Below are 18,778 nucleotides of genomic sequence, written 5' to 3' on the forward strand. Positions count from 1 at the left end.
GTCGTCGTCGGTGGGGGGTGAACGGGGGTGCGGGCTCTTCCAGGGGGCGCGCGTGTCTACGTCGGAATCATCGTTGTCAGTGCCGTCACCATCGTGCTCGTGGGGCCTTACACGGGTATCGACCTGGGGACCCTGGTACTCATCGCGGTTCTCTTCGTCGTCGCGGAGTCGATAAGCACACACGTCCTCGTCGACGTGGAGGAGGCCGGGATATCGCCGAGCTCGGCGGTCTCGCTGGCCGCGATCGTTCTGGTCGGCCCGGTCGGGGCGGCGGTGGTCGGGTTCTCCTCCTGTCTGGTGCTGCGCAGGCAGGGCCTGGTCAAACGGGCCTTCAACGGAGCCCAGTTCGCGCTCGCGGCGTACGCGGCCGGACACGTCTATCTCGCCCTCGGCGGCACCGTCGGCGTACCGGGACAGTCGGACTTCCCCGGCATCGTCACGCCCTACGTCGCCGCGGTCCTCGCGCACACGCTGTTCAACTCGGTGCTCATCGGCATCCTCATGTGGTGCCTCGGAGTGGCCCGTACGGCCGGTTCACGGCCGCGACGCTGGCGTCCGCTGATCGCGCTGGAGGTCACCTCCATCGGCTACCAGATGCTGGGCCTGGCGATCGCCGCGGTCTGGGGCGCGGTCGGGGTCGTCGCGCCGCTCCTGGTGCTGCTGCCGTTGTTCATCGCACGCTGGACCTTCGGCCAACAGACCGCCGAGGTGCGGGCGCACGAGGCCACCCTGGCCACCCTGTGCCAGGCGGTGGAGACCAAGGACTACTACACGCGCGGGCACTGCATGCGCGTGGCCGAGGGTTCGGCCATGATCGCCGCGGAACTGGGCATGTCCGCCGAACGCGTGCAGAAGATCCGCTACGCCGGCATGCTCCACGACATCGGCAAGCTCGGTGTGCCCACCAAGGTGATCCAGAAGACCGGGAAGCTCACCGAGGACGAGTACGCGGCGATCAAGCTCCACCCGACCCGTGGCTACGAGATCGTCCGCGAGATCCGTTTCCTCGACGAGGCCCTCGCCGGCATCCGCCACCACCACGAGCGTCTGGACGGACGTGGATACCCGATGGGGCTGGTGGGGATGGAGATCCCCGAGTCCGCCCGCATCATCAGCGTCGCCGACGTCTTCGACTGCCTGACCTCCACGCGGTCCTACCGCAAGGCCTGGTCGGTGGAGGAGGCGATCGCCGAACTCCGACGTTGCGCCGGGACCCAGTTCGACCCGAGGATGGTGGAGGCGTTGGTCCGGGCCGTCTCCCGCGAGGGATGGCAGACCCCGGACATCGCCGAACCGCCGGGCGGCTGTTACGGCTCTCCCCAACAGGGCGCGGACGTCGTGCCCGCGAAGGGCTCCGGCGGAGCGGTGACGGTCGCCGAGTCCACCTCGGCCGGAGCGGGAACGGGCGGTCAGGACCGGTGATGACGCGGCGGTCGGACGAACGCGCGCCTTCGGACGTGCAGAGCGAGGGCCCCGAGGGCGGGGTCCTGAACCACCGGAGGAACGTTCCGTTCTGGCAGACCTCCCGTCCCCTGCGGGCGATGCTGGTGTCCGGTGTGGGCTTCGCCGGGCTGGTCGGGTTGGTGGGCACGGCCTCCGACGGGGTCGTCGACCCCTCGGTCGCGCTGGCCTTCTGCCTGGTCATCGCCTGCGGTGAGCTGGTCAGGATCACCCTGCCCGGCAACCGCGAATCGGCCCCGATCGCCCTGGCCGGGGCGATCGCCTACGCGTTCCTGCTCAGCGTGGGCGGCGATCCGGTCGAGCACGGCGTAGGCCAGGTCGTGGCCGTGGTCGCCCTGGGAGTGGCTCTGGGCGAACTGCCGCACGTGGCCGTGGGGCGCACGCCCAGGGTGGAGGACGCCGCTCGGAGGGTGCTCGTCGCCCTGCTGCTCGCGGCCTCCTTCCGGCCCCTGGCCGAGTACCTGTCCCTCACCGAGCCCTCGATCCTCGTCACCCTGCTCATGACGGTGCTGGTGGCGCTGGCCTGGCTGGTGGACGTGGCCGTCTCCGCGGTGCTGCGGGCCGAGCGCCTGCGCACCCGCCTGTGGGTGGCCGGCCGGGACGAGGCCCGGGCACAGTTCGCCACCGGTGTCGCGATCTCCTCCAGCGGCGTGCTCATCGCTCTGGCCTGCACCGTCACCGGCCTGGTCGGTCTGCTGGTGTTCAGCGCCCCGCTCCTGGTGTCCCAGGTCGCCTTCCGTCGGCACGCCGAGGTGCGCCGCACCTACCTGGAGACGGTGCGGGCGCTGTCCCGGGTCACCGAGGTCGGCGGCTACGTCGAGAACGGCCATTCCCGGAGGGTGAGCCGGCTCGCCCACGGGATCGCCTGTGAACTGGGGCTGTCCGAGCGCGAACTGCTGGAGCTGGAGTACGCGACGCTCATGCACGACATCGGTCAGCTCTCCCTGCGCGAGCCCATCGCGGGCGGGGCGACCGTGCTGGCCTCCCCGCGTGAACAGCGTCGGATCGCCGAGCTGGGGTCGGCGATCATTCGGGAGACCGGGGTGCTGGACAACGTCGCCGAACTGGTCCGACGTCAGTGCGAGCCGCTGGCCGGCGACGGCGACGAGGGGGTGCCGCCCCTGGGCAGTCGCATCATCAAGGTCGCCAACGCCTTCGACGACCTGGTGGGGGACAGCGGCGACGCCGAGCGCCGCACCGCCGTCCTGGAACGGTTGCGCATGGACACCGACAGCGAGTACGACCCGCGTGTGGTGGAGGCCCTGGCCGGCATCCTGAACCGCTCCTGAGACCGCCCCGCGGCCCGGGGAAGGGCCCGGGCGGTCGGGGAACGGGGTCAGTCCGTGGGGGGACGCAGGCGGGTGACGAACTTGTACCGGTCGCCCCGGTAGAGCGAGCGGACCCATTCCACGGGATGTCCGTCGCCGTCGAAGCTGTGCTGGCAGTGCAGCACCAGTGGCAGACCCACGTCGACACCGAGCAGACGTGCCTCGTTCGGCGTCGCCAGGACCGTCTCGATGGAGGCCTCGGCCTCGGCGAGGGAGACGTCGTAGGCGCTCGCCAACGCCTCGTAGAGCGAGGCGTAGCGGTCGAGCTGGCGTCGTAGGCCCGGGAAGCGCCGGGCGGCCAGGTGGGCGGTCTCCACGGCCATCGGCTCGCCGTTGGCCAGACGGAGACGTTCGATCCGCAGCACACGGCCGCCCGAACGGATCGCGAGCAGCTCGGCCAGCTGGTCGTCGGCGTTGATGTAGCTGACGTCCAGGATGCGGGTGGCGGGGTGCAGGCCGTGGGCGCGCATCTCCTGCGTGTAGCTGGTCAGCTGGAGGATCTGCGCGACCTTCGGCTTGGCGACGAACGTGCCCTTGCCCTGGATACGCAGCAGGCGTCCCTCGACGACCATCTCGGTCAGGGCCTGGCGCACGGTGGTGCGCGAGGTGCCGAACTGGGTGGCCAGGGCGCGCTCCGGCGGAACCGGGTTGCCCGCGGGCATGGCGTCGATCAGCTCCAGCAGCTGCTTCTTGACCTGGTAGTACTTGGGCACACGAGGGTTGCCGTCCAGTGTTGTGCGCTGACCAGTCATCAGTCTCCTTCGCGGCGTCACGCTCTCACACACCCGGCCCGTCAGCGGCCGGCGGTCGGCCCTTCGGCCCCCGATTGGTGTGGACCACTGGTCGAGTGCGTATCCCTTGAGTATGCACCGCTTCGTGGGATGATTTGTGAGTGCCTCACCTCAGCGACCTCATTCGCCGTCATACGTCACTCAAACAGGCGGACCTGGAGTGGATCCACTCCCTTGTCTCCGATTGGCAGCTTCTGGCCGACCTCTCCTTCGCCGACCTGGTGTTGTGGGTGCGTCTCCGTGACGACGACGGCTGGGTCGCCACCGCGCAGATGCGGCCCACCACCGGTCCGACCGCCTTTCAGGACGACCTGGTCGAGACCGTCCTACGGGACGACATGGCCGATGTCACCTCCCGCTCGGGGGCCAGGGTGGTCGGCCGTCGCGCCCTGATCGACCGGGCCTGGAGCGAGGGGCGGATCTGCCGGGACGGAGACCCGGACTGGTCGGGCGGGGTACCCGTGCGGGAGGAGACCATTCCGGTCCGCCGCCAGGGCAACCTCATCGCGGTCATCCAGCGCAGCACCAACCTGAGTTCGGCCCGCACCCCCAGCCGCCTGGAACTCACCTATCTCCAGAGCGCGGGCGACCTGGCGCAGATGATCGCGGAGGGCGCCTTCCCCTTCAGCGACCAGGGGCCGCTCATGGTGCGCTCCCCGAGGGTGGGCGACGGTCTGCTGCGGCTGGACCAGAACGGCGAGGTGGTCTACGCCAGCCCCAACGCGCTGTCGGCGTACCGACGTCTGGGTCTGGCCGCCGATCTGGTCGGGGCGCGCCTGGACCGGACCACCCTGGAGCTCGCGGCGCCGGGCGAGGCCCGTGACGAGAACCTGACCTACACGGCCAGCGGCCGGGCCCCTCAGGAGGCCGAGGTCGAGGCGCGCGGGGTCACGGTCCAGTTGCGAGCGATCCCCCTGGTCATCGACGGGGTGCGGATCGGGGCCCTGGTGATGGTCCGGGACGTCACCGAACTACGGCGGCGTGAGCGCGAGCTGATGACCAAGGACGCCACCATCCGGGAGATCCACCACCGGGTGAAGAACAACCTCCAGACCGTGGCGGCGCTCCTGAGGCTTCAGTCCCGTCGTCTGGACGTGCCGGAGGCGCGCGCCGCCCTGGACGAGGCGGTGGGCCGTGTGGGGTCGATCGCGATCGTGCACGAGATGCTCTCGCACACACCGGACGAGGTCGTCGACTTCGATGACATCGCGGACCGGGTCATGCAGATGGCCGCGGAGGTCTCCTCCACGGGGAAGGCGGCGATCCCGCGCCGGAACGGTGGTTTCGGCCTGCTGAACGCCCTGGTGGCGACGCCGTTGTCGATGGTCCTGGCGGAGCTGGTGCAGAACGCGGTCGAGCACGGTCTGGGCCAGGGGCCGGGGGAGATCGAGGTGCGGGTGCGGCGTTTCGACTCCGAGCCGGGGTCCGAGGTGCCGAGCACCTTGGAACTGGCCGTCTCCGATGACGGCGGGGGGCTTCCGGAGGACTTCGATCTGGAGGGGACCACGAGTCTGGGGTTGCAGATCGTGCGGACCCTGATCGTGGGGGAGCTGGGCGGCACCCTGGCGATCGAACCGAAGGAGGGCGGCGGCACGGAGGTCGCGATCAGCCTGCCGCTGGAGCACGAGGAGGGCGAGGTCCCCTACGGGTAGGGGGTCGTCCGAGGGAGTGGAGCCGTTCCCCCTCGCGCCGGGGGGGAACGTCGGCTTCGTGTGTCCCGAGTGGGACGGTTCTAGGAAGTGCGGACCATCGGTCGCGTGGTGAGGCCGCCGCGACGCTTCATGCGACGCCGCTCCTCCTCGGAGGTGCCGCCCCAGACGCCACCGTCCTGACCGCTCTCCAGGGCCCAGCGCAGACACGCGGAGCTGACCGGACAGCGCCCGCAGACGGCCTTGGCCTCTTCGATCTGGATCAGTGCGGGTCCGTGGGCGCCGATGGGGAAGAAGAGTTCGGGGTCTTCGTCACGGCAGGCTGCGTCATGGCGCCAGTCCATGCGGTCCACTCCTCACAGGTTGTGAAGCTTTTCACGATCGCTGTGCAAGGGCACCCGGTGGAAGGGCCCCACCGGAGGGGTCCGCACGTCGGGGGTCGAGGTTTCACCCCGCGGCCATGCGGGAAGCGCCCAAATTAACTCGCCCGTAACTCGCGGCGATATCTTGAGCGTGACAGCATCACGGAGGGCACGCAAGAGTTCCCGAGGCCGAAGGTCCTGTTCGACGTGTCGGGTGTGTCACAGTCGCCGTGAATGGCTCTTTTCTCGGTAATTAACAGAAGATTCGTAATGCCTTCGGTACCGAGTGGAAGTTGACCTCTTCACGCTCTCCCAGGTATTCACCATCGATTTGGAAGGCCCTCGGGTGGTTCGAGGTGACCCGCAGAGAGTCACGATCGTGCCAGGTCACGTAGCCGTCGCCACGTGCGGGAAGCCCTTTGGGCAGGAACATTTGGGAAAGGACCCAGCCGGTCAGCCAGTAGGAGGAGCGGGTCAGCGCGAAAGCGTCCAGGCCCAGCTCGAAACGGGAGGACGGGGTCGGCTGAAGAGGGAGTGCCCCGGCGTAGGTCCACGGCGTGGTGTTGGTGACCAGAGCGAAATAGACCTCGTCCAGGGACCTTCCGCCGGTGGACACGGTAAGTGACGGATCGCGGATATCCCCGCCGAAGAACAGCTTTACCGCGACCTCCGCGTACAGGGCGGGTGTGGCCTTCCGGCCGTTCTCCCGCTCATGCTCCACCTGCTGCACGACGTCGGCGTCCCAGCCGAATCCGGCACAGAACGTGAAGTAGCGGTCGTCCTGGTCGCCGGTGATCCGGCCCAGATTGACCTCGCGTTCACGGCCGGCGCGGATCGCTCCCAGGATCTGGCCGGTGGCCTCGACCGGGTCTCCGGAGACGCCCAACGAGCGGATGAACACGTTGGCGCTGCCCCCGGGGATGACTGCGTAGCGGGGGCGGGGCAGGTCCTTCGGGGCGCTCAGGAGGCCGTTGACGACCTCGTTGACGGTGCCGTCGCCGCCCAGGCTCAGGACGAGCTCGTAGCCGCGGGACGAGGCCTCGCGCGCCAGTTCGCGAGCATGGTCGCGGTAGGCGGTCTCGACGGTGGTGACGTCCAGCTCCGACGCCAGCGCGTCCAGGATCACCTCGCGGGTGCGGTCGGTGGTCGTGGTCGCTTTGGGGTTCACGATGAAGAGGGCGCGCACCCGGCCAGTCTAGAGGTAGGTGGGAACGTCCTCGCGCTTCGGGGTGATATGGGACACATTCGCGCATCGAGGGCGGGGTGGGCCGGGGCCCGGGAGAGGAGGGGACGGAGCGCGTATAGGCTCGTCAGGTGTCTTCGCGTCCCATCACCATCATCGTCGCCGCCGCGCTGGAGGCCCTGATCGGGCTGGTCGCGGCGCTCGCCGGACTCTACAGCCTGTACACCGCCTTCACCGGGCAGGCCTCGGACGTGGCCTCCTCGGCCCTTCCGCTGACCGTGATCGGTGTGGGCGTGGGCGTTCTGCTGATCCACGTCGCGCGCGGCCTGCTGCAATTGCGCGAATGGGCCAGGACACCGGTCGTGGTCACCCAGCTGTTCATGGCCGTGGTGTCCTACTACATGTTCACGAGCGATCAGTACGTGATCGGAGCGGTCATGCTCGGCACGGCCATCGTGGCCGCGGCCGCCGTCCTCGCTCCGTCCACGACCGCGGCGCTGTTCCCCGACGAGTCGTCCGGACGTCGGCAGCACCGCGGTCGTAGCTCCTAGCGGGTTCTCCCACGGGCCCCGCGCGGCCCGGAGAGCACACTTCCTAGTCGTCGGTGGTCAGCGCCTGTCGCAGTTGTGCCAGGGTCCGTGCCAGCAGGCGCGAGACGTGCATCTGGGAGATGCCGAGCTCCTGCGCGATCTGGGACTGGGTCATGTTGCCGAAGAAGCGCAGTAGCAGGATCCGCTTCTCCCTCGGCGGCAACTGCTCCAGCAGGGGCTTGAGGGACTCCCGGTACTCCACCCCCTCCAAGGACTCGTCGACGATCCCCAGCGAGTCGGCCACCGCGGGGGCGTCCTCGTCACCGCTGTCGGGAGCGTCCAACGAGACCGTCGAGTAGGCGTTGGCGGACTCCAGGCCCTCCAGCACCTCCTCCTCGGTCATCTGAAGGTGCTGGGCCAGCTCGGCGACGGTGGGGGAGCGCCCCTCCCGCTGAGACAGATCGCTGACGGCCTTGGTCAGCGACAGCTTCAGCTCTTGGAGGCGGCGGGGAACCCGTACCGCCCATCCCTTGTCACGGAAGTGGCGTTTGATCTCGCCGACGATCGTCGGGGTCGCGTAGGTGGAGAACTCCACCCCTCGCTCCAAGTCGAACCGGTCGATGGACTTGATCAGTCCGATCGTGGCCACCTGGGTGAGATCGTCCAGCCACTCGCCTCGGTTGCGGAACCGTCGGGCCAGGTACTCCACCAAGGGCAGATGGAGCTCCACCAGCTCGTCGCGGATCCTGCGGCGTTCGGCCGAGTCCGCGTCGAGCTCGTTAAGGCGCTCGAACAACTCTCTCGCGCGTGCCCGATCGGGCACCGCGTGCTCGGTCTTCGCTGTCAGAGCGGGCCCCCTTTCGCTCACGCCGGCTCCAGCGTGCCGCGGCGTTTGTACAGGACGATGTAGACGCGATCGTCCGAGGCGACCCCCGAGTCGACGTCCCCGGCCAGGGCCGACAGGACGGTCCAGGCGAAGGTGTCGCGGGCCGGAAGACGCCCGTCGGCGGTCAGCACCGAGACGGAGATGCGCATCCCGTCGGGGGTGAGTTCGAACTCCGTGGTCAGTTCTGTGCCGGGCAGAGCCTGGGAGAGGAGCATCGCGCAGGCCTCGTCGACACCGATCCTCAGATCCTCGATCTCGTCGAGGGTGAAGTCGAGCCGGGCGGCCAGACCCGCCGTCGCCGTCCGCAACACCGACAGGTAGGCGCTGTCGGCGGGCATGTTGACGGTGACGGCGTCGCGTACTCCGGTGGCGTCGGCCATGGGCACAGCGGTTTCTTCGGTCACGTCCCTCCTTCGGGGGGCGAGGTTGCCGCTTGAGAGCAATGTATCTCGTTTCACCCTGCCACCGCCGCAGGGAACGAAGATCGTGTCCGTCCGAGAACGCCCGAACACGAGACGAATGGCCGGCCTCAGGCCCGAACCGAGCCCAGGGAGACCAGCGCGTCGCCGTCCAGACGACGGACCGTCCACTCGTCCATCGGGGTGGAGCCCAACGACTCGTAGAAGCGGATGGCGGGTGTGTTCCAGTCGAGCACCGACCACTCCAGCCGGGTGAGGCCGCGCTCCACACAGATGCGGGCCAGGTTCCGGAGCAGGTCCCCGCCGTGCCCGTGGCCCCGTAGTTCGGGCCGCACGTACAGGTCCTCCAGGTGGATCCCGTGCCTGCCGGTCCAGGTGGAGTAGGTGAGGAACCACAGGGCGAACCCGGCCGTGACCGTGACGCCGTCCTCCCCGGTGTGCTCGGCCACGTGGGCGAACACCGCGGGCTCCGGACCGAACAGGGCGGTGCGCAGATCCTCCTCCGTGGCCACGACCGCGTCGGGTTCCTTCTCGTACTCGGCGAGCTCGCCGATCATCCGGTGGATGTCGGGAACGTCGTCGGGACGGGCGGGGCGGATCATCGGACCACCTCGGAGACGGGTCGGGGTCGGGTGGACCTTTCCAGGGTATGCGCCGCCCGGAGGGCCCGTGGAGCATGGGGATCCACGGGCCGCGCCCTCACGGGCTCAGTGCGGGCGGTGCGCCACCACCCGTTCCACCAGACCGAAGAAGACCCGGTCGTGGTGGCCCACCTGGAAGCCGACCTCCTCGGCGACCTCGCGCGGCAGCCTGCGGGGGTGTTCGCTCCTGCGTTCGCGCAGCAGCAACGGCATCCGGGTGTACTCGATGTGGTCCACCAGAAGCAGACGGCCCCCCGGGACCAGGACGCGGCGCATCTCCCTCAGGGAGCCCTCCTGGTCGGGGATCGTGCACAGGGAGAGCGTGCACACCACGGTCTCGAAGGAGCGGTCGGCGAAGGGGAGCCGTCGGGCGTCGGCCTCGACGAGGGCGATCGGGCGTTCCAGCCGTTCGGCCCGGTTCCGGGCCCTGGCGAGCATGGCCGGGCTCAGGTCGAGTCCGACCAGTCTGACCTGGGGCGGGTAGAAGTCCAGGTTCCGCCCGGTCCCCACTGCGACCTCCAGGGTGTGTCCGCGGGCCCCGCCGCACAGGATCTCCCTGGTGTTCCTGATCGCCACGTGCTCGCAGTGGCGACCGAGGTCGTAGCGGCCGGCCCGGTGCTCCCAGATCCGCCGTGCCTTTTCCGTACGCGCGTCCATGTCTCTCCCCGGGACCGGTAGACGTGCCCCCGAGCAAAGACTCTGGGGGGCGTGGGGCCCCCGGGTCAAGGTCATCGGGGGCGGGTTCGAGTGTTGTCCGAGGATCCGGGCTCCGGCCCCGCGGACGGGCACGAGGGCGCCCGCCGGCGGCGGACGCGAAGGGATGCCGGAGCACGCCGCCTAGGTGAGCATGCCGCATCCGACCGGGATGAGGATGAGCATCACGACCGCGCCCAGGCGATGCATGGCGAAGTAGGTGTCGCTGGGCTCGTTCTGCTCCGGGTCCCGGTACTTCCAGGACTGTACGTACCAGACGACCCGGGGCTCGATGAGCACGATGACGTACCAGAGGGCGATGACGCCCAAGAGGACGTAGAGCGGACCCACGCTTCTCCTTGGGGGATGGTGACGCGACTCCGAACGCTTCGGAGTCTCCTCGTCACTGGTCGACGCCGTCCGAGGCTATGGGGTTTCGGCCCGGGTATGTGATCCGGGGCACATCGAAGGCCCCGCGCTCCGAGGAACGGGGGCCTTCGATGAGGGGGGGATCGGGTCAGAGCACCTTGGACAGGAACGCCCGCGTCCGCTCGTGCCGTGGATCGGACAGCACCTCGGAGGGCACACCGGACTCGACCACGACGCCGTCGTCCATGAAGACCAGGGAATCGCCCACCTCACGGGCGAAGCCCATCTCGTGGGTGACGACCATCATGGTCATACCGGCCCGGGCCAGGTCGCGCATGACGTCCAGGACCTCGCCGACCAGTTCGGGGTCCAGGGCGCTGGTGGGCTCGTCGAACAGCATCAGGGACGGCTCCATGGCCAGGGCGCGGGCGATGGCCACCCGCTGCTGCTGGCCACCCGAGAGCTGCTCGGGGTAGGCGTTCGCCTTGTCCGGCAGTCCGACCCGCTCCAGGAGGGACATCGCCAGCTCCGTGGCCTCGGCCTTGGGCACCCGCTTGACCTGCGTGGGGGCCTCGATGACGTTGCCCAGCACGGTCAGGTGCGGGAACAGGTTGAAACGCTGGAAGACCATGCCGATGTCGCTGCGCTGGGCCGAGATCTCCGAGTCGCGCAGCTCGTACAGTTTCCCGCGCTTCTGCCGATATCCCATCAGCTCGCCGTTGACCCACAACCGGCCGGCGGAGAGCTTCTCCAGGTGGTTGACGCAGCGCAGGAACGTCGACTTGCCCGAACCGGAGGGGCCGATGATGCACATGACCTCACCGCGCCGGACCTCCAGGTCGATGCCCTTGAGGACCTCCAGCCGGCCGAAGCTCTTGTGCACGTTCTCGGCGACGACGAGAGCCCCGTCCGTCCCGTCGTTCGCGTTCACGTCCTCGTGCTCCCTGTTCTCCTCGGCCATCAGTGCGCCCCTCCCACGATCCGGTCACGGACTCCGCGCTCGCCGCGGTCGAACCTGCGCTCGAGGAAGTACTGGCCGACCATCAGCACACTGGTGATCGCCAGGTACCAGAGGCAGGCCGCCACCAGCATCGGGAAGATCTGGTAGGTCCGGGTTCCGATGGCCTGGAGCTGGTAGAAGAGCTCGATGGTCACGGGCACGTACGCCAGGAGCGCCGTGTCCTTGAGCATGGCGATGGTCTCGTTCCCGGTGGGAGGGATGACGACCCGCATGGCCTGCGGGAGGGTGATCCGGCGCATGATCCTGCTCCGGCTCATACCGAGCGCCTGGGCTGCCTCGGTCTGCCCCTTGTCCACGGATTGCAGGCCCGCGCGGATGATCTCGGCCATGTAGGCGCCCTCGGACAGCGCCAGGGCGAGCAGACCCGCCGTGTAACCGGTCAGGAGGGTGCGCGTGTTGATCTCGAAGAAGCGGGCGTCGCCCTCCAGACCCAGCAGCGGCATCCAGTAGTTGTCGAACGGGAGTCCGATGTGGATCGTCGAGTACAGGATGGCGATGTTGCCGAAGAGCACCGCGAGCACCAGTCGGGGCACGCCTCGGAAGAACCAGGTGTAGGTCCAGGAGACCCCCACCAGGACGGGGTTACCGGAGAGACGCATCACCGCGAGGAGGATGCCCAGCAGGACACCGATGAGCATGGCCAGCACGGTGGCGCTGAGGGTCACCCAGACACCGCGGACCACCGGGTCCGAGAACATGTGCTCGAACATGAAGGGCCAGTCGAAGGCCGGGTTCGTGAGGAGCATGTTCACGAACATCGCGGCCAGGACCAGCACGACACCGGCGGCGACCCAGCGTTCGGGATACCTGACGGGGACGGCGGTGATCGGAGCGGACGAACGGTCCGGGGCGGGTTCCCGGGACCCCGGCCCGTCCACCGATGAGCTCGGTGAGGTCACGGATCAGACTTTCGTGAAGAGGGTGGAGGGCGATGGGGGGAGGGACGGCCCTGTGCGACGTGGGGGGCCGTGGCGGTTACTCGGAGACGGAGGGGTTGACCTCGGCGGCCTCCAGCGCGCCGACCTCGATGCCCCAATCCTCCAGGATCTCGGCGTAGGTGCCGTTCTCGATGATGGTGTTGAACGCCGCCGCGAGCTCCTCGCTCAGCTCGGTGTCGTCCTTGTGGAGGACCACGCCGTAGGGGGCGGCGTCATACTGCTCGCCGATGAACTCCAGCTTGTCGCCGGTCTCCTGGATGGCGTACAGGGAGGTCGGCAGGTCCGCGAGGGAGGCGTCGTTGAGGCCGGACACCACGGTCTCGGTGGCCTGGGGCTGGCTCTGGAACTTCTCGATGGTGATGGGGTCCTCGCCGGCGTCGACGCACTCCTGACTGCGGGCCTCGATGTCGGTGTCGTGGGTGGTGCCGGTCTGCACCGCGATGCGCAGACCACAGGCGTTGTCCGGGTCGACGTCGTCGGGGTTGCCCGCCGGGGCGAACCACTGGGTGCCCGAGGAGAAGTAGCTGACCATGTTGACCTGCTCCATCCGCTCCTCGGTGACGGTGAAGGAGGAGGCGCCCATGTCGTAGGTGCCGGTGTCGACGCCGATGATGATGGAGTCGAAGGTGGTGGGCTCCCAGACCGGCTCGACGCCCATCTCGGCCAGGGCGGCGGTCACCAGGTCGACGTTGAAGCCGAGGACGGTCTGACCGTCCTCGTCGAGGTACTCGCCGGGAGGATAGGTGGCCTCGACACCGATGGTGACGGTCCCGTCGTCTTCGGTGCCACAACCGGCCAGGGTCAGGACCCCCGCCGCGGCGAGGGCGGTGGCGACGGTGAGGGGCTTGCGCGGGGGCATGGGGATCTCCTTGGGGGCATGGGAACGACCTGATGGGGAAGGGGGTTCGCGGGGCCGAGACCCTTGTGGGGCGGGGGGACCGCGAGGTCGGAGGGCATGGTGTCACATATCGGTGACGCTCCATCGTGCCGACCCGCGATTTTCCTCCGGTCACCGTTGTGAGAGGATTGCGTAACGGGTTATCCCCGTGAGATGCGGACGCGCAGTACTCGTATAGGAGTCCGGCGAAGACCGACTCTCCCGGCGACACCACCGGTCATGGCCGACCGGCGCCGTGGAGAGCTCCCCTAGCACCCATGTCTTCGCGCGCGTCCCGCGGCCCATCGTCCCCGTCATGGCCGACGCGGGACGCATAGCAGACCGAGGGGTTTGAGCAGTGACCACTACTTCGCGCAACGAGGACACGTCCGAACTGGACCGCGACCCGGCCTTCGCCATGCACCGTGGCGGCAAGCTGCACGTCACCGGTTCCGTGGACGTCAGCGACCACGAGGGCCTCTCCCTGGCCTACACCCCCGGCGTCGCCCGTGTCTGCGACGCGATCGCCGAGAACGTCGACCTGGTCGAGACCTACACCTGGAAGAGCAACCTGGTCGCCGTCGTCACCGACGGTACCGCCGTCCTGGGGCTGGGCAATATCGGCCCCGAGGCCTCCCTGCCCGTCATGGAGGGCAAGGCGCTGCTGTTCAAGCAGTTCGCCGACGTCGACTCCGTGCCGATCGCTCTGAACTGCACCGACGCCGACGAGATCGTCGAGACCGTCGCTCGGATGGCGCCCTCCTTCGGCGGTATCAACCTGGAGGACATCTCCGCCCCGCGCTGCTTCGAGATCGAGGCGAAGCTGCGTGAGCGTCTGGACATCCCCGTCTTCCACGACGACCAGCACGGCACCGCCATCGTGACGGTGGCCGCCCTGCACAACGCCGCCCGCCTGACCGGTCGCACCCTGGGCGACCTGCGCGCGGTCGTCTCCGGCGCGGGTGCCGCCGGCGTCGCCGTCACCAAGATGCTCATCGACGGCGGGATCGGCGACATCGCGGTCGCCGATTCCAAGGGCATGATCTACGAGGGTCGCGACGGCCTGACCCCGATCAAGCGCGACCTGGCCGCCATCAGCAACAAGGCCGGTCTCCAGGGCTCCATCGAGAGCGCCCTCGAAGGCGCCGACGTGTTCATCGGCCTGTCCGCCGGCGAGGTGCCCGAGTCCGTCGTGGCGACCATGGCCAAGGACGCCATCATCTTCGCGATGGCCAACCCCAACCCCGAGGTCCACCCGGACGTCGCCCACAAGTACGCGAGTGTCGTCGCCACCGGGCGCAGCGACTTCCCGAACCAGATCAACAACGTCCTCGCCTTCCCCGGCGTGTTCCGCGGAGCCTTCGACGTCCGCGCCTCGGACATCACCGAGAACATGAAGCTGGCCGCCGCGCGGGCCATCGCCGACCTGGTCGGCGACGACCTGAGCGCCGACTACGTCATCCCGAGCACCTTCGACGAGCGCGTGGTCCCGGCGGTCTCGGCCGCCGTCGCCGAGCAGGCGCGCAAGGACGGCGTCGCCCGTATCTGACGTCCGTTCCCGAGCGATCGGGGCCCGGCCCGTGGTACGTCCACGGGCCGGGCCCCTCGTCGTGGTGGGGGTGGCGCACGTGAGGAGGGTGGGGGAAGGGCGACCCGAAGAGGTGTGCGGGACGTAGTGCCCCGGAACGGGTCGGATCCGTAGTTTTCTGCCTGTCGGGTACGGCGTCCGGGCCGTCCCCCCGCGACAGGGAGAACCAGACCTCATGGGCACACCGCCCCCCACCCGAGAAGGCCCCCTCACGAGAACCGTGACGGTGGCCGCGACGGCGCTCTTGGCCGGGGTGGCCGCGATCCTCACGGTCGTCGTGGCCCCCGCCCCCTACGAGCTCGGGACGGCCACGACCGGTGACGCGGATCTGGCCGCGTCGGTCCGGGAGGGTATCGACGACCCCACCGGCTACCACGGGCTGTCCGTGGCGGTCGTCGAACCCGGGCCGGACGGCGGGTTCCGTGTCCGCACGGCCGGTCTGGGCGAGGTCGGCGACGACGGGGCGCCGGTCACCGAGGACACGCCCTTCGCCTCGGCCTCGGTCGCCAAGGTCCTCCCCGGGATGATCCTGGCCGACATGGTGGACCGGGGCGAGGTCGACCTCGACACCACCGTCGGTGCCCTGCTTTCGGACCTGGACTTCGCGGACCCGGCGGTCGCCCGGATCACGGTCGAGGAACTGGCGACCCACACCTCGGGGCTCTCCCGGGAGGAGACCACCCTGCCCGAGACCCTCTGGCAGTTCGCCGCCAAACGCCATCCGCGCCCCTACGACTCGGTGGACGCCTTCCTGGAGTCCGTGGCCCTCGACGCCCGTGTCGACCCGGGGACACGAGGGGTCAACGTCTACTCCAACACCGGGTTCTCCCTGCTCGGGCACGCTCTGGCCGTACGTGCCGGGACCGACTACGCCGAACTGGCACGGGAGAGGATCCTGGAGCCCCTGGGCATGGACGACAGCCGAGTGTGGTCCGAGGACGACGAGGCCCGGCCCGTGGTGCACGACGCGGACCGGGGCGGGCCGCTCCCGCTGGACCACGACGTGGCGCGGGCCCCTCAGGGCGGGCTGACGACGACCGCGGCCGACCTGGGGCGGCTCCTGGCCGCGATGATGGACGGTTCGGCGCCCGGAGCCGGCGCCGCCGAGCCGGTGGGGCCGGGCGACGTCGAACGTCGTGAGCAGGGGCTCGGCTGGTACGTGGAGACGTTGAGGGAGCGGCCGATCACCTCGCACGGAGGCAACGCCACGACCAACGGGCACACGGCCTGGATCGGGTACTCGGGCGACCGGGGCGCCGTGGTGCTGTCGAACACCCACCGTTACAGCGAGGACATCGGGCTGCGGCTGCTCGGCGTCGACGAGCCCAGCCCCGACAACGTCATGGGGGAGCGGGTGTACGGCGTCGCGACGCTGCTCCTCGCGCTGACGCCCGGCGCGATGGCGCTCGGTTTCGCCGCGCGGCGTCGGCCCGGACGCCTGCTCCGCCGCCCCACGGACCGTCTCGGCCTGGTCTCCTACGGTCTCGGGTCGGCCGCGCTGCTCTGGTACGCGCACCTCGCGGGCTTCTGGCACCTGGTCTCGCCGTGGGCGTGGGTGCTCGGCGTGTACGCGGCCCTGGCCGCGGCCGTCGTCGGCGCCCTGAGGTGGCCGGACCTGCCGGTGGCCCGCGGTCGTCGACCGTGGATCAGAGGGGTCCGCGTCGCGGCTGCGAGCGCGCTCGCCCTGGCATCGATGGGACTCCTGGCGGTCCTGTGAGCGGGCGTGGAAGGGCCCGGGAGACCACGCCCCCGTGTGGTCTCCCGGGCCCTACCGGTATCGATGGTCAGTCGTTCCCGCGGTCCTCGCCGGTGGCGGTCGACCAGGGGTCCCGCTCGGCGGAGGGCATCGGGCGCGCGCTCCGGGGCTCCTCCCGAGAAGGCTCCTCGGGCCGCTGCTCCTCCTCCTCCTTCTTCTCCTCCGGCCGCTCCTCGGCGGTGGTGGAACCCTCGCCCTCGGAGGGCCGCTCGGTCTTCTCGTCGGCCGGCCCCCAGGTCCGCATGTCCCGGCGGATCACCTCGACGGTCTCGTCGAGGATGCGACGCAGGTCGTGGGCGGCGGAACCGCCGACCTCACCGGCGCCGCGGACCAGGTCGCGGACCCGGGTGGAGAAGTCGCGCAGGGCGTGCTCGAACTCCGGGTTCCGGCACTCCCGCTCCTTCTCCTCCTCGCCGGCGCCCCGCTCCTCGGACTCCCGGGCCTTCTCCCCCGAGGAGGCGGAGTCCTCACGTTCGGAGGAGGGGCGGCCCCAGGCGGCCCCGAAGACGCCGAAGCCCTGGGCGAACCGTTCCCACTCGCGAGCCCACATGCCCCCGTCGCCGCGAGGCTCGCGTTCGCGTTCCCCCTCGGCGTCGGAGGAGGAACTCCCCCCGGAGCCCCGCTCCTCCTCGGAGCTCTCCCTGCGGGACTCCGAGCTCGCGAACTTCAGTTCGTCGCGCAGGGAACCGATGGTGGCGCGCACGTCCTGCTTGACCGCGCGGGCGATGTCGCGCACGGAGTCGGTGATCTCCCGCTCCAGGTCGTCCAGGTCGCTCTCGCGGGCCCGCAGCTCCTCGCGCCCCTTGTCGGTGAGGCTGTAGACCTTGCGGCCGCCCTCCTCGGTGTGGGTGACCAGCCCCTCCTCCTCCAGTCTCGCGAGCCGGGGGTAGATGGTGCCGGGCGAGGGCGAGTACACGCCCAGGAAGCGGTCGCGCAGCAGACTGATGATCTCGTAGCCGTGGCGCGGGCTCTCGTCGAGCATCTTGAGCAGGTACAGACGGAGTCTGCCGTGGCCGAAGACGGTGCTCATTCAGGCCCCCTCTGGGATCGCGGCCGGAGCCTCGGGGGCGCGTCGCAGCAGCGCGGCCCGACCGGACACGGTGTTGACACTGATGGAGGCGGGGTCGACGCCCACGCCGACCTTGCCGGTCATGGAGTTGCGGGCCGGGGCGCTGTTGCGCTCCAGACCGAAGTCGCTGTCCAGCGCGCCGGTGACCGAACGCAGCTCGACGGAGGCCGAGCTCTCGGCGGGCACCCGCAGGGCCACCTCGCCGGAGACGGTGTTCACCCGGACCCGGGACGAGGGCGCCAGGTCGGTGTCGACCAGCACCTGCCCGGAGACGGTCTTGGCCCGCAGCTCGGACAGGCGTCCGCCGGCCACGGCGAGCTGTCCGGTGGCGGTGCCGAAGTTCAGTACGCCGGTCGGGGTGCGCACGGAGGCGTTGCCGTCGGCGGTGTTGAGTTCGGTCTCGCCGGAGACCTCGTCCAGGGTGATCTCGCCGGTCGCCGTCTTGATCCGGGTGCGGGCGGTCAGCCCGGTCGCCACCACCGGGGCGGTGGCCGTGGTGACCTCGACGGGGCAGTCGCGCGGGACCCGCAGGTTCACGGTGGCCCGTCGGGTGCCGACGTTGCGGTAACCGGAGAGCTGGAGCGGCTTGAGCCGGTCCAACAGCCCCTGACCGGTGAGGTCCTGGTAATGGATGGTGAGGATGCCGGCCTCCTGGGTGACCTCCAGGGGCTCTCCGACGATGTCGCCGATCTCGAAGGTGACGGGGTCGTCGGTGGGGATGATGTTGACCTGTCCTCCGACGATCCGCACCTTGAGGGCGACGATGCCGTCCAGGGTGTGGGTCATCGGACTGTCGATGGTCCAACGTGCCATCGTGAACCCTTTCCACTCGTTCTCGATGACTTCACGATATGTCGCGTCCCCGGCGAACTCAAGATATGTCGCGGATATCAGGGTCGGGTCAGGGGTATCCCCGGGGAAGGTCCCGGACACACGCGAGGGGCCCGGGTCATGATGACCCGGGCCCCTCGGACCGTGCGCCGCCGGAGCGGCGCGGCACCACTACTCTTCGTCCTCGTCGTCCAACCTGGCCAACCAGGTGGCCAGGCGCTCGACGGGGGTCTCGAACTCGGGGTGGACGTCGGTGAACACCCGCAGCTGCTCGGCGAGCCAGGCGAAGCTGACCTCCTCCTCGCCGCGGCGGTTCTCCAACTCCTCGATTCCGCGATCGGTGTAGTACATACCTTCCCTCACCGCTCGGACCGGACCCGGGACGT

Annotated in this window: 20 protein-coding genes; 6 read left to right on the forward strand and 14 right to left on the reverse strand. The window is 69.6% G+C overall.

Annotation, left to right across the window (positions count from 1 at the left end; genetic code table 11):
• Positions 1-93 precede the first annotated feature (93 nt).
• Together U9J66_RS11695 and U9J66_RS11700 are read left to right on the forward strand one after the other, a co-directional pair.
• Positions 94-1,422, forward strand: a complete 1,329-nt coding sequence (locus U9J66_RS11695; RefSeq protein ID WP_326337709.1) for an HD-GYP domain-containing protein — start codon at positions 94-96, stop codon at positions 1,420-1,422.
• Positions 1,419-2,750, forward strand: coding sequence for an HD-GYP domain-containing protein (locus tag U9J66_RS11700; RefSeq protein WP_017533552.1), 1,332 nt, complete (start codon positions 1,419-1,421; stop codon positions 2,748-2,750). The genes U9J66_RS11695 and U9J66_RS11700 overlap by 4 nt, the downstream gene beginning before the upstream one ends.
• 47 nt (positions 2,751-2,797) lie before the next feature.
• Here U9J66_RS11700 and U9J66_RS11705 read toward each other — a convergent pair whose 3' ends face one another.
• Positions 2,798-3,541 (reverse strand): GntR family transcriptional regulator, encoded by a 744-nt coding sequence (locus U9J66_RS11705; RefSeq protein WP_026124822.1) that lies wholly within the window; start codon positions 3,539-3,541, stop codon positions 2,798-2,800.
• Between the two features lie 140 nt (positions 3,542-3,681).
• Between U9J66_RS11705 and U9J66_RS11710 the strand changes: the two genes are divergently transcribed.
• On the forward strand, positions 3,682-5,232 hold the full coding sequence (locus U9J66_RS11710; protein WP_014913377.1) for a sensor histidine kinase: 1,551 nt from the start codon (positions 3,682-3,684) through the stop codon (positions 5,230-5,232).
• An 80-nt stretch (positions 5,233-5,312) separates the two neighbouring features.
• On the opposite strand, the gene U9J66_RS11715 is transcribed toward U9J66_RS11710, so the two are convergent.
• The gene (locus U9J66_RS11715; RefSeq protein ID WP_014913036.1) at positions 5,313-5,573 is read right to left on the reverse strand and encodes a WhiB family transcriptional regulator; all 261 of its coding nucleotides are present in this window, start codon (positions 5,571-5,573) and stop codon (positions 5,313-5,315) included.
• Positions 5,574-5,844: 271 nt separating this feature from the next.
• Complete coding sequence (locus U9J66_RS11720; protein ID WP_042283017.1) at positions 5,845-6,777, reverse strand: diacylglycerol/lipid kinase family protein; 933 nt, start codon at positions 6,775-6,777, stop codon at positions 5,845-5,847.
• A gap of 128 nt (positions 6,778-6,905) precedes the next feature.
• Here U9J66_RS11720 and U9J66_RS11725 point away from each other — a divergent pair, with 128 nt between their 5' ends.
• Positions 6,906-7,325 (forward strand): hypothetical protein, encoded by a 420-nt coding sequence (locus U9J66_RS11725; RefSeq protein ID WP_014910339.1) that lies wholly within the window; start codon positions 6,906-6,908, stop codon positions 7,323-7,325.
• A gap of 43 nt (positions 7,326-7,368) precedes the next feature.
• Here U9J66_RS11725 and U9J66_RS11730 read toward each other — a convergent pair whose 3' ends face one another.
• The 8 genes from U9J66_RS11730 to U9J66_RS11765 all read right to left on the reverse strand — a co-directional run bounded on the left by U9J66_RS11730 (position 7,369) and on the right by U9J66_RS11765 (position 13,130).
• The gene (locus U9J66_RS11730) at positions 7,369-8,100 is read right to left on the reverse strand and encodes an RNA polymerase sigma factor SigF (RefSeq protein ID WP_026124823.1); all 732 of its coding nucleotides are present in this window, start codon (positions 8,098-8,100) and stop codon (positions 7,369-7,371) included.
• A gap of 68 nt (positions 8,101-8,168) precedes the next feature.
• On the reverse strand, positions 8,169-8,594 hold the full coding sequence (locus U9J66_RS11735; protein WP_026124824.1) for an anti-sigma factor: 426 nt from the start codon (positions 8,592-8,594) through the stop codon (positions 8,169-8,171).
• A gap of 125 nt (positions 8,595-8,719) precedes the next feature.
• Complete coding sequence (locus U9J66_RS11740) at positions 8,720-9,211, reverse strand: GNAT family N-acetyltransferase (protein WP_017533555.1); 492 nt, start codon at positions 9,209-9,211, stop codon at positions 8,720-8,722.
• A 105-nt stretch (positions 9,212-9,316) separates the two neighbouring features.
• Entirely contained in the window at positions 9,317-9,907 is a 591-nt protein-coding gene (locus U9J66_RS11745) for a class I SAM-dependent methyltransferase (protein WP_014909797.1), read from the reverse strand.
• A gap of 180 nt (positions 9,908-10,087) precedes the next feature.
• Positions 10,088-10,294 carry a DUF6199 family natural product biosynthesis protein gene (locus U9J66_RS11750; RefSeq protein WP_042283015.1) on the reverse strand — a complete coding sequence of 69 codons (207 nt, stop codon included), beginning with the start codon at positions 10,292-10,294 and terminating at the stop codon, positions 10,088-10,090.
• 166 nt (positions 10,295-10,460) lie between these two features.
• The gene (locus tag U9J66_RS11755) at positions 10,461-11,273 is read right to left on the reverse strand and encodes an amino acid ABC transporter ATP-binding protein (RefSeq protein ID WP_014910999.1); all 813 of its coding nucleotides are present in this window, start codon (positions 11,271-11,273) and stop codon (positions 10,461-10,463) included.
• Positions 11,273-12,232, reverse strand: coding sequence for an amino acid ABC transporter permease (locus U9J66_RS11760; RefSeq protein WP_017533557.1), 960 nt, complete (start codon positions 12,230-12,232; stop codon positions 11,273-11,275). The genes U9J66_RS11755 and U9J66_RS11760 overlap by 1 nt, the downstream gene beginning before the upstream one ends.
• A gap of 76 nt (positions 12,233-12,308) precedes the next feature.
• Positions 12,309-13,130 carry an ABC transporter substrate-binding protein gene (locus tag U9J66_RS11765; RefSeq protein WP_326337666.1) on the reverse strand — a complete coding sequence of 274 codons (822 nt, stop codon included), beginning with the start codon at positions 13,128-13,130 and terminating at the stop codon, positions 12,309-12,311.
• 436 nt (positions 13,131-13,566) lie between these two features.
• Here U9J66_RS11765 and U9J66_RS11770 point away from each other — a divergent pair, with 436 nt between their 5' ends.
• Entirely contained in the window at positions 13,567-14,697 is a 1,131-nt protein-coding gene (locus U9J66_RS11770; protein ID WP_202422495.1) for an NAD(P)-dependent malic enzyme, read from the forward strand.
• A gap of 214 nt (positions 14,698-14,911) precedes the next feature.
• Positions 14,912-16,453: a serine hydrolase domain-containing protein gene (locus U9J66_RS11775; protein ID WP_326337667.1), complete on the forward strand. Its 1,542-nt coding sequence runs from the start codon at positions 14,912-14,914 to the stop codon at positions 16,451-16,453.
• Positions 16,454-16,520: 67 nt separating this feature from the next.
• On the opposite strand, the gene U9J66_RS11780 is transcribed toward U9J66_RS11775, so the two are convergent.
• The 3 genes from U9J66_RS11780 to U9J66_RS11790 form a co-directional block, all read right to left on the reverse strand.
• Positions 16,521-17,522 (reverse strand): PadR family transcriptional regulator, encoded by a 1,002-nt coding sequence (locus U9J66_RS11780; RefSeq protein ID WP_326337668.1) that lies wholly within the window; start codon positions 17,520-17,522, stop codon positions 16,521-16,523.
• Entirely contained in the window at positions 17,523-18,374 is an 852-nt protein-coding gene (locus tag U9J66_RS11785) for a DUF4097 family beta strand repeat-containing protein (RefSeq protein WP_014912650.1), read from the reverse strand.
• A gap of 189 nt (positions 18,375-18,563) precedes the next feature.
• Entirely contained in the window at positions 18,564-18,743 is a 180-nt protein-coding gene (locus U9J66_RS11790) for a DUF6104 family protein (protein WP_026124825.1), read from the reverse strand.
• Positions 18,744-18,778: the final 35 nt, after the last annotated feature.

The organism is Nocardiopsis sp. LDBS1602, assembly GCF_035818715.1.
GTDB lineage: Bacteria > Actinomycetota > Actinomycetes > Streptosporangiales > Streptosporangiaceae > Nocardiopsis > Nocardiopsis alba.